This is a genomic window from Flavobacterium ranwuense (assembly GCF_004349315.1).
GTDB classification, from domain to species: Bacteria; Bacteroidota; Bacteroidia; order Flavobacteriales; family Flavobacteriaceae; genus Flavobacterium; species Flavobacterium ranwuense.
The window spans coordinates 313,663-327,784 of sequence record NZ_SMLH01000001.1 but is presented as its reverse complement, the minus strand read 5'-3'; the positions used below and the strand labels follow the sequence as shown (position 1 = coordinate 327,784).

At 35.6% G+C, this 14,122-nt stretch carries 11 protein-coding genes; 6 read left to right on the top strand and 5 right to left on the bottom strand.

Going from position 1 to position 14,122, the window contains the following annotated elements; translation table 11 throughout:
• Positions 1–42 precede the first annotated feature (42 nt).
• The 4 genes from E0I61_RS01375 to E0I61_RS01360 all read right to left on the bottom strand — a co-directional run bounded on the left by E0I61_RS01375 (position 43) and on the right by E0I61_RS01360 (position 4,845).
• On the bottom strand, positions 43–1,596 hold the full coding sequence (locus E0I61_RS01375) for a phosphatase PAP2 family protein (protein WP_132068905.1): 1,554 nt from the start codon (positions 1,594–1,596) through the stop codon (positions 43–45).
• Positions 1,586–2,509 (bottom strand): hypothetical protein, encoded by a 924-nt coding sequence (locus tag E0I61_RS01370; RefSeq protein ID WP_131991063.1) that lies wholly within the window; start codon positions 2,507–2,509, stop codon positions 1,586–1,588. Before E0I61_RS01370 ends, E0I61_RS01375 begins: the two co-directional genes overlap by 11 nt.
• Positions 2,510–2,612: 103 nt before the next feature.
• On the bottom strand, positions 2,613–3,818 hold the full coding sequence (locus tag E0I61_RS01365; protein ID WP_132068903.1) for a hypothetical protein: 1,206 nt from the start codon (positions 3,816–3,818) through the stop codon (positions 2,613–2,615).
• A gap of 487 nt (positions 3,819–4,305) precedes the next feature.
• Complete coding sequence (locus E0I61_RS01360; RefSeq protein ID WP_132068901.1) at positions 4,306–4,845, bottom strand: hypothetical protein; 540 nt, start codon at positions 4,843–4,845, stop codon at positions 4,306–4,308.
• Between the two features lie 295 nt (positions 4,846–5,140).
• Here E0I61_RS01360 and E0I61_RS01355 point away from each other — a divergent pair, with 295 nt between their 5' ends.
• The 5 genes from E0I61_RS01355 (at position 5,141) to E0I61_RS01335 (ending at position 9,908) form a co-directional block, all read left to right on the top strand.
• A complete protein-coding gene (locus E0I61_RS01355; protein ID WP_132068899.1) occupies positions 5,141–6,280 on the top strand; it encodes an aminotransferase class I/II-fold pyridoxal phosphate-dependent enzyme in 1,140 nt (379 codons plus the stop codon).
• A 4-nt stretch (positions 6,281–6,284) separates the two neighbouring features.
• Positions 6,285–6,695 carry a putative signal transducing protein gene (locus E0I61_RS01350; RefSeq protein WP_132068897.1) on the top strand — a complete coding sequence of 137 codons (411 nt, stop codon included), beginning with the start codon at positions 6,285–6,287 and terminating at the stop codon, positions 6,693–6,695.
• Positions 6,696–7,316: a dethiobiotin synthase gene (bioD, locus tag E0I61_RS01345; protein ID WP_131991071.1), complete on the top strand. Its 621-nt coding sequence runs from the start codon at positions 6,696–6,698 to the stop codon at positions 7,314–7,316.
• Positions 7,317–7,379: 63 nt separating this feature from the next.
• A complete protein-coding gene (gene bioA / locus E0I61_RS01340; RefSeq protein ID WP_132068895.1) occupies positions 7,380–8,651 on the top strand; it encodes an adenosylmethionine--8-amino-7-oxononanoate transaminase in 1,272 nt (423 codons plus the stop codon).
• A gap of 102 nt (positions 8,652–8,753) precedes the next feature.
• On the top strand, positions 8,754–9,908 hold the full coding sequence (locus E0I61_RS01335; protein ID WP_132068893.1) for a beta-ketoacyl synthase N-terminal-like domain-containing protein: 1,155 nt from the start codon (positions 8,754–8,756) through the stop codon (positions 9,906–9,908).
• 15 nt (positions 9,909–9,923) lie between these two features.
• On the opposite strand, the gene E0I61_RS01330 is transcribed toward E0I61_RS01335, so the two are convergent.
• Entirely contained in the window at positions 9,924–10,403 is a 480-nt protein-coding gene (locus tag E0I61_RS01330) for a regulatory protein RecX (protein ID WP_132068891.1), read from the bottom strand.
• 338 nt (positions 10,404–10,741) lie between these two features.
• On the opposite strand from E0I61_RS01330, the gene E0I61_RS01325 reads away from it, so the two are divergent.
• On the top strand, positions 10,742–14,068 hold the full coding sequence (locus E0I61_RS01325; RefSeq protein WP_132068890.1) for a T9SS sorting signal type C domain-containing protein: 3,327 nt from the start codon (positions 10,742–10,744) through the stop codon (positions 14,066–14,068).
• Positions 14,069–14,122: the final 54 nt, after the last annotated feature.

Sequence of the window (14,122 nt, the reverse complement as noted above, 5' to 3'; positions counted from 1 at the left end):
AAACAAACCATTAAAACAGATTATCAACCGTATCATTATTATTTATTCAGCACCATCAATAATGGCTCTTGCTACAGCAAAGCCACCTACTTTTTCTCCTAATTCAAGCCCTTTTTCACAGTCACTTCTGTAATGAATGCAACCAAACATTCTTGAATCTGAAGCTTCTTTTTCCATATTTATAAAATTTTGCGCTTTTGCAGGAATGATATGGGATAAAACAACACAGGCTGCGCCGCTAAAAGTAGAATGTCCTGACACATAAGAAGGGAAATTTGGAACTCCAGTCATTGTTTTTATAGAAGGATCCAGTTGTGATGGCCTTGGATTAAAATAAGTGTACTTTGCGTCCCAACAGCTAATAGCGGCATCCATCATTGCAATATTCAATAGCGCCATATTTCTTGCCCATCGTACTTCACTATAATTTTGTTCTACAAATGCTTCAGCTGCAATAGCATTCCAATGACCGGGTGGTGTATAAGTTCCTACCCCATCAGCCCAAAAAGCAACGATTTCCATGTTTTTTCTAGATGGATTAGTACCATAATCTTTTATTTCTGCCAATTCTTTAGCAAATTGTTCTGATTTTGTAGACGGTGGAGGAACTGGCCGGCTGGCAACAACCATTTCAGGAGTCATTAGAAACGATTTTACTTTGCCAAATAATGGTAGCATTGGTGGTCTTGCAGGTAAATCTAATGACATCCAAGGCGTTTCTCCAGTGGCTGCAGTTTGTGTTTCTAATTGTGTCCAAAGCGCTTGGTTTCCTATCGCAGCTCCAGCTCCATCAGCTCCAGCTCTTGCAATAAATTTGGTTGCAATCTTTCTTCCTAAAATGATACCGGCATCGATATCACTTCTAACATTGGCACCACTAATGATACGATATAGTTTTTGTTCTTCCGCTTTTCCATCAATGTATGCGATTTCGGTTGGGAACAATAATTTTAATAATTCAACTGTAACACCGGACAATACACCATCTTCTGAAGGATAGGAAGGCATAGTGCTTTTTGGAATTAACACTTGTAAAGTTGCATCCACGGTAAACGGTGCGGCTCTATTGTATAGTTTTTTATAATACCAAGTAGCCACCATTGCATCATATTGTGCGGCACTTACATAGGCGTAGGCTCTGGCTGCATAAGGTGGATTTGAAAAAGGAAATTGTGGATTCGCAAATGGATTTGCCGCCGATGGTGCAGGGTAAGTGCCATCTTCGTTTTGATAGGGTGGACGATTATGTCTGGCTACTAAAGTTCGCATGATTTCATTCCAGCGTAAAACACCACCTGCACTCCAATATTTTATTATCTTTTTTTGATTTTCTGATATATTGGTTTGGTAACTTTTTATTTCGTTAATTTCTCTGGTAAATGCCGGTGTATTTGTTGCAATGGGTGCCTCTAAGAGGAATTCATTGGGAGCGGTCAATAAAAAAGTTTTCCAATTTCCAGCCAAATCGTCTGTATTAGTAGGATTTAAGGCTTCAAATTCGTTTCGTTCAATAATGTCATCACTACACGAATAGGCACAGGCAAGAAATATTGCCAGAAGAGTAGTACAGGCTTTTTTTTGTATCTTATTTTTCATCTTGGGGACTTGTTTTTTTAAAATTAATCACATAAAATACACCGCCATAGAAGGTGTCTGATTTTCCAACGTTTCTTCCTTCTGCTACATAGTTATAACCACCTACAAGAGATAATTCTGGTATTTTTTTAAATGTATATTTTGAATTAATACCATATTTTAATGCATTCATGGTATTACTTGGAAAAGGCATATTGTTTTTTGTAATGTCAAATCCTCCGGATTGTGTTACCCAATTGTCTATTATAAATTCGGCAATCAATCTATTAGAACGATAACCGGCTCTAAAATTTATCGAAATAGCATCAGGCATATCGACTTCATTCGTATAATGCATTTCGTCAGTGAGATAGGCATTTCTATCGATAGTTATGTTGGCTCTTTTTACATAAGCACCTGAGATTGTAGTAAAGAAATTTCCTCTTTGATAATCACCCATTAAGCGCAATGAAACTGTTTTGCTTTTTAAACCAAGGCTCAAAGGTAAATAATCAGCAGAATAATTGGATAGAGGAGTAGTAAAACTTCCCAATGCATAAATGGAATAAGTTGCCTCTCCTATTGTTTTCTCTAAAGGCATGTATTTTAGTGTAAGCGAAAGGTCTTGTATTCCCTTTTGACCTTTCATGGTTCCTGCAGAAGCATTGGTTTCAATATAGGGCACACTAAAGATTGCATTCAGTTTATCTGAGATGCCATAGTTTCCCATGAGGCCAATGGCTCTTGTTGATACGGTACCAAGATTTAGATTCTCTCTTTTAAAGTCTCCTTCCCAATACTCATCCCAACTGCTGTATTGATATATTGCTCCAACGCAAAAATTATTTTTGTTCATCATGATGCCGTCAATATCAGTTTGGGCATTCATGAAAAAAGGAACTGCGAGTAGGTAAATCAGGTAAATTTTTTTCATTTTAATAAATGGTTTGATTTTGAAATAGCATATCTGGTTTTTTGGTGTTAGAAGTGTTTTTTAAAATAACTAAAGCGTTTTTATCTTCAGTATTGATTTAAATCTAATGCTTCATCGTCATTTTCATTTTTTTGTTCAAATTGAAACGATACGAATAACCCACATTGATAGAGTAGTCGGCAAATGCCGCATCGCCTTGCACATGTACATATTTTGTTGGATCTGTAATTACTGAATTCTGCAAATTTTGATCAGCAATATCGGCTGCGCTTTGAATGCGATTTTTCACAACATTGTAAGGGATATAAAGACTGAAACCATGTTTACCTATACGATATGAAAAGCCATATTCAACTGCAATAACATACCCAGGACGGCGATATGCCACTTGACCGCCAAAGGTATCATAGGCAGGAATTCCTTCAAATCGTCCCGCTAATGAAACAGTAAAGTTTTCTTTTTTATCCACTGCAGCCATGAAACCTGCACGTCCAAAATATTGATCGGGAGAGGCATAAACATTGTATCCACCCAAACCTGCTTTTGGGGCTGATTTAAAGGTGCCGTTTGATTCACTTGGATTAAATAAATAATAGCCGTTAGCAAAACCATAAAGCCGTCCTGTTAACTGTCGGAATGCTTGTAGTTCTACTGAAAAACCAACACCTCCATCACCGGGTTGAATCGCTTGATCCATTACAACACTTTTAGTGGTTCCATCGGTTTGTGGTGCCTCATCCATTTCATCATGACTGCCATTGTTTAATTTCACACCTAATCCTACCATAATGTTTCCTTTTTTTGCCTTTTTTGGATCAACAACCCAATAGTTAACGCTCAAACGAGCATCAGCAATGCCGTCAGCATAAACACTATAGCGGTACGTGTTTTTCACAGGAGTAGTTTGTCTTAATATTTGAGAGCGCTCATTGTTTACATAAGGTAATGTTGCATTCAACTGAATTCGGTCTGTCAATCCGTATGAAATGTTTAAATCGACAGCATGGGAATAGATATTTACTGCATTACCACGTTCTTTACCGTTTGCGTCAAATCCGCCTCCAGTTGTTTGGCGATGTAGCTGTTCTTCTTTGCCTACAAAATGTCTCCAAGAGTGGAAATAGCGATAATTAGCACCTACTTGAAATTCGCCTTCGCTTAAATTATAAGAATTTGAAGAATTCATGTTTTGTCCTCCCATTTGGCGGACAGCGACGCAACCTTGTGCAGACATATTTTGGGAGCTAAAAACAATTGTAAGGAATAGGATAAAAACACAAACGGATTGTAAAGCTGATAAATTTTTCAAGTTTTTGGTTTTTAGAATGGTTAATGATATAAAATATGCTAACAATGACTTCTTTCCAAAAAGAAGGTTGGCATTAAAAAAATATAAGTTAGTTGATAGGTATTGTCGTTGTAAAACAAGATTTGCTATTGGCTTTCACCAAATTTTTGTTTGATTTTACAAGGCAAAATAGATAGATTAAAGGTTGCCTTTGAAATAAAGAACTCTTTTTAGAAATCCATTTTTGAATTTGCAAATGAATTTAAGTCACGATTCTGAAAGCTAGTTGTACAAAATATACCAGAATAGAAATATAAAACAGGGTTACGAAATGATTCACGAAAAATGAATTCGGAAAATACAAAAGACTGTTTTGTATTTATAACAGGTATAATTTCTAATAAAAACGGGTGTAATAAATACAGATTTAGCTAAAAACAATCGTGAATTACCTTGACTTTACAAATGCCAGATAAAAGTGAATGATTCCACTAAAATGAAAGAAGATTTAAACGAAATCCGGTGGTGTGTAGGATAAGGTAAGGTGTCCTGAGTGTAAAGACTCTATAGGGTTTCCATTAAGGACAACAACTTCTGCTTCTTTTTCAAGAGAAAAAGTGAAACAAACAGCGCTATTTGCAACGTAATCTTTTTGGAAAGATTTTAGTAATTTTTTGACTGGAGACTCTTTTGATGAAGATCCGTTGAATAATTGGTTGTCAACAATATCTTTTAAATCCTGACTTATTGCGTCTTGGTGTGAATTGCGCAGGTAATACAGACTTAGGATGTTGTTTTGAATTCTCTTCTTGAAAATATGGTAGCTTTTATTGTTGATAACCACATCTTCATTTACATACTCAAATTCAGTGTCTTCGATAAAGGAGTATAAAGTTGCATTTAATTGGATTACTTGAAACTCAGAATCCTGTCTTTTTTCCATAGAAGATACCCACGCTTGCTCTTCTTGATAAGCAAACATCAGATAGTATCCCATCACGTTGTAAAACAACGTTACTAATAAGAAAAGTGATGCAATTCGTTTCATATTTGCCGAAAGTAGAAAACTATTTCATGGATTAACAGCTTCGTTATTAATTTTAAGTTTTTTTTAACACAACTTTGTGAAAGTTATAAATCGAAACCGTTTTCGAAAATATTTACTAGTTTTATTTTGATTGCTTTTATGCAAATGTTAATTTTCGAACAATTTGATTTTTATGAATGCTGAAATTTGATTCGGAATTAGAATTACTATTTCAAAATCCATTCCTTTAAAGAAATCAGCAAACAAAAATGACACAAAATCCATAAACCGAAAAAGATGCTTATTTTTGCTAACTATGAAACATTTTCCAGAAAATCTATCCGCTAAACTTGAAACCCGTATACAAAATAATGCTTTGCGAAAATTGCCTTTGTCAAGTAAAAGGATTGATTTTTCTTCCAATGATTACTTGGGTTTCTCTCAATCGAAAATTATTTTTAATGAAACGCATCAGTATTTAATTAGTAATAAGATTATTCAAAACGGAGTAACCGGTTCTCGATTGTTAACTGGAAATCATAAACTGTATCAAGAAGCTGAAGATTTCATTGCTAATTTCCATCAATCAGAAACGACGTTAATTTTTAATTCGGGTTACGATGCCAATATTGGATTCTTTAGCTCAGTTCCACAAAAAGACGATTTGATTTTATACGATGAATTGTGTCATGCCTCTATTCGTGACGGAATTCAATTATCGAATGCCAAAGCCTATAAATTCAGTCATAATGATTTCGAAGATCTAGAAAAGTTGATTATACGGAATCCAAATACCATTATTTATATCGTTACCGAATCTGTTTTTTCTATGGATGGAGATTGTCCAAATCTAGAAGAATTGGCTCAAATATCTACTAAGCACAATTGTTATTTAATTATTGATGAAGCGCATGGTTTGGGGGTTTTTGGTTCAAAAGGTGAGGGATTCGTTCAAATGCTGGGTTTGCAAGATCATGTTTTTGCCCGTATTATGACTTTCGGGAAAGGATTGGGATGTCACGGTGCCGCAATTTTAGGTTCAGTTGAATTGAGGGATTATTTAGTAAATTTTGCCCGAAGTTTCATATATACTACAGGGCTTTCGCCACATTCTGTCGCCACGATTTTAGTTGCGTATAACTATTTAGAAAAAGAGAAAAAAAACATAGAAATACTTCGAGAAAACATCATTCATTTCAATCAGGAAAAGAATATGTTAGGATTAAAGCAGATTTTTGTCCGAAGCAAATCGGCTATACAATCCGCTATCATTCCAGGAAATGAAAAAGTAAAAGCAATCGCCAACCAACTACAGGAAAAAGGATTTGATGTCAAAGCCATACTTTCGCCAACTGTTCCCGAAGGGCAGGAACGTTTGCGTTTTTGTCTGCACAGTTATAATTCAAAAGAAGAAATATCAGAAGTCTTAGCTTTGTTACGTACTTTTGTGTTTTAATACTATGGAAAAATCTATTTTTAAATTAATTAGAAGGTATCAATATTCATCAGAAGCGATAATTTTTAAAGGAAAATTAGAGTCCGAAGGAATTGAAGTTTTTATAAGAGATAATAATACTGTTGATACAAATCCATTGTACAGTAATGCTATTGGTGGGGTAAAACTTTTTGTGAAAAATGAAAATTTTGCTGAAGCAAATGAGATTCTTTCTCAAGTTAGCGAATATTCGTTGAATGAAAAAAACCAACTGATTAAATGTCCTAAGTGCGGTATTGAACAAATCAATATGGTAACTTCTATTAATGATTTAAAATCATTTTTCTCATTTATTTTTTCACTTCTTTTTGTCATAATACCTTTTTATTCGAAACATAAGTATAAATGCAATAAGTGTAAATTTGAATTTAATTAAATGAAACTATTCATCACAGGAATTGGAACCGATGTAGGTAAAACCATCGCATCAGCTATTATAACAGAAGCTTTGGAAGCTGATTACTGGAAACCTATTCAAGCCGGCGATTTAGAAAATTCTGATAGTCATAAAATCAAATGTTTTTTATCTAATGAAAAGACGGTAGTTCATTCCAATAGTTACGCTTTGAATACTGCTGCGAGTCCACATCTCGCTGCTGAATTAGATGGTATTACTATTGATTTAAATGAAATCATAGAACCTAAAACAGAGAATCATTTGGTCGTTGAAGGTGCGGGAGGCGTTTTTGTTCCGTTAAATGCGAACGATTGTGTGATTGATTTGATTCAACCGGATTATAAAGTAATTGTAGTTTCCCGTCATTATTTGGGAAGTATTAATCATACCTTATTGACGGTTGAAGTTTTGCAGAATCGAAAAATTACTATTGCTGGAATTGTTTTTTCTGGTGATGAAAATAAAGCTACCGAAAAAATAATTTTGAATAAAACAGGTTTGAACTGCATTGGAAGAATAGTACAAGAGCCTTATTTTGATCAAAATGTAATAAAAGAATACGCCGATTTGTTTCGAGAAGACCTTCTGCAATTGCAATAGTAAAAATCAATAGCAATGACTAGAAGCTAATAGCTAAATCAAAAATCTACAATCATCATCCAAATGAATTTAACAGAAAGAGACCGCCAATATCTTTGGCATCCGTATACCCAACACAAAACCGCAGCGTTACCAATTGCTATTAAAAAAGGGAAAGGGGCACTGCTTTGGGACGAAAATAACAAAGAGTATATTGATGCAATCGCTTCGTGGTGGGTCAATCCTTATGGACATTCGAATGTATTTATTGCGGATGCGATCTACAAACAACTCACCACATTAGAGCATGTATTGTTTGGTGGATTTACACATGAACCTGCTATTTTAGTAGCAGAAAAGTTGATGGAAATTTTGCCGAAAAACCAACAGAAAATCTTCTTTTCTGATAATGGTTCCACAGCTGTTGAAGTCGCGATTAAAGTCGCTTTGCAGTATTTTTTCAATAAAGGAGAAAAGAAAACTACGATAATTGCTTTCGAAAATGCTTTTCACGGTGATACATTTGCGGCTATGGCGGCGAGTGGAATTTCGTTTTACACACAAGCTTTTCAAGGGATGTTCATTGATGTTGTTCGTATTCCGGTTCCGGTTAAAGGACTGGAGCAGGAAAGTTACGATACTTTACAGTCCGTTATAAAAAATAACAATTGTGCAGGTTTTATTTTTGAGCCATTGGTTCAAGGAGCCGCAGGAATGGTGATGTATGAGCCGGAATCCTTAGATGTGTTGATGCGAATTTGTCAGGAGAATAATGTCCTTACCATTGCAGATGAAGTGATGACGGGTTTTGGGAAAACCGGAAAAACTTTTGCAACGGATTATCTGGTAGAAAAACCAGATATGATGTGTTTGTCCAAAGCGTTGACCGGAGGAACTATTCCTATGGCAATTACCACTTTTACACAAGACATATTTGACGCTTTTTATAACGATGATATCAATAAAGCCTTGTTTCACGGTCACACATTCACTGCAAATCCTACAGGCTGTGCGGCGGCTTTGGCCAGTTTAGAATTATTGCAAACCAATGAAATGCAAACGAATATAGTTCGTGTCAATCAAAATCATCTGAATTTTGAAAAGCGCGTTAAAAATCATCCAAAAGTGGTCACAACACGAGTGCTGGGTGTCATTTTTGCATTAGAAATAAAAACCGAAAGTTCCGCCAGTTATTATGGAACATTACGCAATAAACTCTATGATTTTTTTATCGAAAACGGAATAATTCTGCGCCCAGTAGGAAATATTGTGTACATTCTGCCTCCATATATTATTACCGATGAGCAATTACAAAAAGTATATCAAGTGGTCGAAAATGCTTTAGATGTTGTATAAATTTATAACAATAAGCTGCATTTTTCGAGTGTAAATTTTTTCAAAGCCGTATGAGTTTTGGGAAAAACTTTGCGACCTTTGCGGTTAAATAATAGTAGTATTTTGTCCAAAACAATTTCCATAACTGCCATAGCTTCCATTTCACCTTTAGGAAATACACCTGAGTCTATTTGGGAAAATTATCTCAATGAAAATCATTGTTTTACACAACACGTCTTAGACCATAAAAAAACTTTTGTGGCGGCTTTAGATGCTGATTCAATGCAAGTTATTGATGCTTTGCGAGAGTCAGATAACAAATATAAATCCTTAGACAAATCGGTTTTGTATGCGATGTCGGTTTCGCAAAAGGCAATGCAAAATGCTGGTTGGACACAAAAAGATGTTTTTGGGATTAATATAGGTTCGTCTCGTGGCGCAACAGATTTATTCGAAAAACACTATCAGGATTATTTAAAAACTGGAAAAGCACAAACTTTGGCTTCTCCAACGACGACATTAGGAAATATTTCTTCTTGGGTTGCCCATGATTTGCAAAGTTCAGGTCCGGAAATATCACATTCCATAACGTGTTCTACGGCTTTACATGCGGTATTAAACGGAGTGGCTTGGCTTAGAGCCGGAATGGCGGATAAGTTTTTAGTCGGTGGAAGTGAAGCGCCATTAACTGATTTTACGATTGCCCAAATGCGGGCGCTGAAAATTTATTCGAATAGTACAGAAGAATATCCGAATCGTGCGCTTGATTTTGAAAAAAAACAAAACACCATGATTCTTGGTGAAGGTGCTGGAGTTTGTTGTCTCGAAATTGGTGCAACTGAAAACGCATTGGCTTACATCGAAGGAATTGGATATGCTACGGAAATTCTGGAACATAATATTTCTATTTCGGCTGAAGCGACTTGTTTCCAGAAATCAATGAAAATGGCGTTGCAAAACACTGATTTATCCAAAGTTGATGTCATTGTAATGCATGCTCCGGGAACTATAAAAGGCGATTTGACGGAATACAGGGCTATTGAGAAAATCTTTGGTAAAAATCTTCCTTTGCTGACAACTAATAAATGGAAAATTGGTCACACTTTTGGCGCATCGGGGATTTTGAGTATGGAATTGGCTATTATGATGATGCAACACAATATATTTGTCGGAGTTCCATTTGCGAAAGCACAAGTACAAGCAAAACCTATTAAAAAAGTTTTGATTAATGCGGTTGGCTTTGGTGGAAACGCAGTGAGTATACTTTTGAGTTTGTAATTTTGGTTGCTTATTTTATTGCTCTTGTAAATTTTCCAGCTCTTTAACTTTTTCGTAAATCAAATTGCTTTCGAAGCCTTTTCTAAGTAAATAATCACGGAATTTCTTTCTTTTTTTCTGAACATTTGTTTCTAGGATTGCTTCCCAATGTCTTTCTGAAACTATATGAAATGTTGAGTTATATTCCTCGACCGTAATTTCTTTGAGTGCCAGATTGATATTGTATTGAGTAATTTTTCGAAATTTTAATTCATTTACAATTCTTATTTTTCCCCAAAACTTAATGCGGTGTTTCCCTCTTGCGAAACTACAGGCAAAACGACTTTCATTCAGAAAATTAGCGCTGATAAGGTGTACTAAAATAGTGTCGATTTCTTCGGAGTCCATTTTCATGCTTCTCAGTTTTTGTACTACTTCTTCATGACAGCGTTCTTGATAGGCGCAATAATGCTCTATTTTATGTATCGCTTCTTTTATGGAATAAACTGGGTTCATTAGTGGGGTTTCTAATTTTTAGTAATTAAGCGAAATTAATTATAATGTTCGTTAATTACGCATTAAAAATATAGTTTTTGGATCAATATTATTGCGACTAAAATGGTAAGAGTTTGGCTTTGTAGTTATTAAAAAGATACTTATTTTGTTTTTGATGATTTTGGTTTCTTATAAACAGAAAGAGGTATTACGTCGGTTTTTTTAACCGATAACCGATAAAATTTCATTTTATTTAAAAAAGCAAGTCATATTGTGGAAATCGATTTTTTCGATAAACAGGGACATATGATGGCTCATTAAAGCACATTTAAAATGATTGAATTTACAAATAATACCACATGAATAAAAAATTACTTACACCAATATTAAAGATAATTTTCACCATTTTATTTTTTTTAACTACTCAATTTTCTAATTCGCAAACGGTTACAGTAACGACTACAGGAGCAGGCACTTTTGTAGTTCCTTGTGATGTAACTTCTATAACAGTAAAAGCTTGGGGAGCAGGAGGAGCAGGAGGAGGGTCTAGGACTAGTGGTGATAGTGGTGACGGCGGAGGAGCAGGAGGATATTGTATCGGAATTTTTACAGTAACTTCGGGTCAAACTATAAACTATATTGTTGGTACTGGAGGTGCTGGAGGTACTGATGATGGAGCTAATGGAGGAAATACAACTATTCTTAGTTTAGGCATAGCAGCTAATGGAGGCAGTGGAGGAGATCGTAATGGCGGAAGTGTTACGGGTCTAGGAGGCACTGCTTCTGGAGGTACAATAAATACTTCTGGTGCAAATGGAACTATTGGAGGTAGTAATACTGGAGGAACTGGAGGAAGCGCCCCTAATGGAGGAGCTGGAGGAACTGGAGTTACTAATGGAAATGGATTAAACGGGAATGCACCTGGTGGTGGTGGTGGTGGTGGTGAAGATGCTAGTGGCAGTGGCGGAAATCGATCAGGAGGTAATGGAGGTAATGGCCGAATAGAAATTACTTATACTTCTACTTTTAAAGCTTATTGTATGCCTAGTTTTAATAATGGTGTAGAGCCGATAACTAATGTTACGTTTGCCGGAATTAATAATACTACTACTAATGTGTTGGGAGGCCCTAGTTTAGAAAGTTTCTGTATCACAGGCTCTGTTATTCAGGGGTCAGTATTAAATGCTATTTCTGTAAAGGGGAATACTGATGGTAATTTTACGGAATTTATTAAAGTATATATTGATTGGGATCAAAATGGCGTTTTTGGAAATACCACTAATGAAATATACAATTTAGGCACAATTACTAACTCTACAGGAGTCGATGCTAAATTAGTTACTGCTAATATATCTGTACCAGGAACTGCTGTTGCTGGCAATACTAAGATGCGGGTTATGAAAACATATACTGTCGCTAATTCTAATAATCCTTGTTTTAGTGGGAACGATTATGGACAAGTAGAGGATTATTTAATTAGGGTTATTGCCCCACCGACAATAACTTCATTTTCGCCAACTTCAGTTTGTCAAGGAGGCGCTTTTACAATAATCGGGACTGATTTTACAACAGCAACGAATATTACCGTAAATAATACAGCAGTTTCATCTTTTATTGTTAACTCAGCCACGAGCATCACTGCCACTGTAGCTTCAGGAAATACTAGTGGATTGGTAAGTGTTACTAATATTTATGGAAGTGTAACAAGTATAGGTATTCTTACTGTAAATACATTGCCAACAACGCCATCGCCTGAATCTCCAACTCAACCAACCTGTAATATTGCTACAGGCAGTGTTACTCTAAACAGTTTGCCGTCTTCGGGGACATGGACTTTAACAAGAAACGGTACATCTTCGGCAACAACTACAGGAACAGGAAGTTCAACTACAATTTCAGGATTGGTTCCAGGAACGTATACTTTTACGGTTTCGAACGGCATTTGTACATCTTTGGCATCAGCAAATGTGGGGATAAATACAGTAATTACCAATACGTGGAATGGGGCTGCGTGGTCTACTGGATTGCCTCCAACAAGTACACAAAAAGTTATTTTTACAGGAGATTTTAATCAGGATGTGGATTTAGTTGGGTGCTCCTGTAAAATTACGGGAGGCGCAGCCGTTACAATTAGAGCAAAGCGTACGCTGACTATTACAAATGAAGTGGAAGTAGTAGGAGGAGGAGTCCTGACTTTTGAAAATAATGCTAGTTTAGTGCAAACTAATGATGCTGCTGTCAATGCGGGAAATATAATATACAAAAGACTCACAAATACGGGAGTACGCAATACCGATTATACGTATTGGTCTTCACCGGTATCGCCTTTAAATTTAGGAGGTACTGGAGGAATTTTGTACAATCCTTCCAGTCTTGTAGGTAGTACATTTTATTCTTACGAAGTTACTGCAGGCTCTGAAGATTGGAAAAGTGAGTCGGCGATAAGTCCAATGATTGTGGGGAAAGGGTATAGTATTAGAGGTCCTGGGCCAATATCGGTAAGTCCTTTGACTTCGTTGGAAGCAACATTTACTGGTAAGCCTAATAATGGACGCTATCTTATCACAGGAATATATACTTATAAATCTTATCTTATCGGAAATCCATACCCCTCGGCATTAGATGCAGATAAATTTTTGACTGATAACGCAGGTGTCATAGATGGAACGCTTTATTTCTGGACGCACAGCACAAAAATTGGAATAGGTGTTGTTAATCCAGGAACAGGTGTTTACGCTTATTCTGGAGATGATTATGCTTCCTATAACTTAACGGGAGGTGTTGGAACAGTTGCAGATAGCGATCCTGATAAGACACAAAGTAACCCTAACAAACCAACTGGTAAGATAGGAGCAGGACAAGGTTTTTTTGCTACAAGTAATACAACGATTTTAGGTATAAATGAGATTGTATTTAATAATAGTATGAGAGTTGGTGTTGGAGGAATTACAGGGAATAACTCCCAATTTTTTAAGACAAATAGCACCAAATCAAAAACGACAAGTGCTATTGAGAAAAACAGAGTATGGCTCAATCTAACTAACACACAAGGTGCTTTCAAACAATTGTTAGTGGGGTATATTACCGGAGCTACTAATGACGATGATAATGGCTACGATGGTGAAACTTTTGATGGAAATGAATTTATAGATTTTTACAGCGTAAATCAAGAGAAAAACTTTGTGATTCAAGGCAGGGCTTTGCCATTTGATGCAAACGATGAAGTTCCCCTAGGGTATAGATCTATCGTTGTAGGGAATTTTAGTATTGGCATTGATGAACTAGATGGAATGATACAATCTCAAAAGGTATATATTGAAGATAAGTTGTTGAATGTAGTACATGATTTAAAAGCCTCACCTTATGATTTTTCAACAGTGGCGGGGACTTTTAATGATCGTTTTGTTCTACGTTATAAAGATAAAACTTTAGGAACAGGAGATTTTGAGACAGCAGATACTCAAATTGTGATTTCGGTCAAAAATAAACAGATAAAAATTGATTCTTCAAATGAAACAATTGATAAAGTTTTAATTTTTGACCTACTGGGAAAACAATTATATAGAAAAATAAATGTTGGAAATAACGAACATATAATACCTAATTTTACTTCAAGTAGACAAGCTTTAATTGTGAAAGTGGTTTTGCAAAATGGTCAAATAGTATCTAAGAAAATTATACTTTAAAATAACTTAAAGTATAATTTGATAATTTTTTATAAGCGCTAGAGTTTTAAGGTT

Excerpts from the sequence above, each read along its gene's own strand:
- E0I61_RS01355 (WP_132068899.1), top strand. The coding sequence starts at position 5,141 with ATGAAACATTTTCCAGAAAATCTATCCGCTAAACTTGAAACCCGTATA.
- E0I61_RS01360 (WP_132068901.1), bottom strand. The coding sequence starts at position 4,845 with ATGAAACGAATTGCATCACTTTTCTTATTAGTAACGTTGTTTTACAAC.
- E0I61_RS01370 (WP_131991063.1), bottom strand. The coding sequence starts at position 2,509 with ATGAAAAAAATTTACCTGATTTACCTACTCGCAGTTCCTTTTTTCATG.
- bioD (WP_131991071.1), top strand. The coding sequence starts at position 6,696 with ATGAAACTATTCATCACAGGAATTGGAACCGATGTAGGTAAAACCATC.
- E0I61_RS01350 (WP_132068897.1), top strand. The coding sequence starts at position 6,285 with ATGGAAAAATCTATTTTTAAATTAATTAGAAGGTATCAATATTCATCA.
- E0I61_RS01325 (WP_132068890.1), top strand. The coding sequence starts at position 10,742 with ATGAATAAAAAATTACTTACACCAATATTAAAGATAATTTTCACCATT.
- E0I61_RS01330 (WP_132068891.1), bottom strand. The coding sequence starts at position 10,403 with ATGAACCCAGTTTATTCCATAAAAGAAGCGATACATAAAATAGAGCAT.
- E0I61_RS01375 (WP_132068905.1), bottom strand. The coding sequence starts at position 1,596 with ATGAAAAATAAGATACAAAAAAAAGCCTGTACTACTCTTCTGGCAATA.
- bioA (WP_132068895.1), top strand. The coding sequence starts at position 7,380 with ATGAATTTAACAGAAAGAGACCGCCAATATCTTTGGCATCCGTATACC.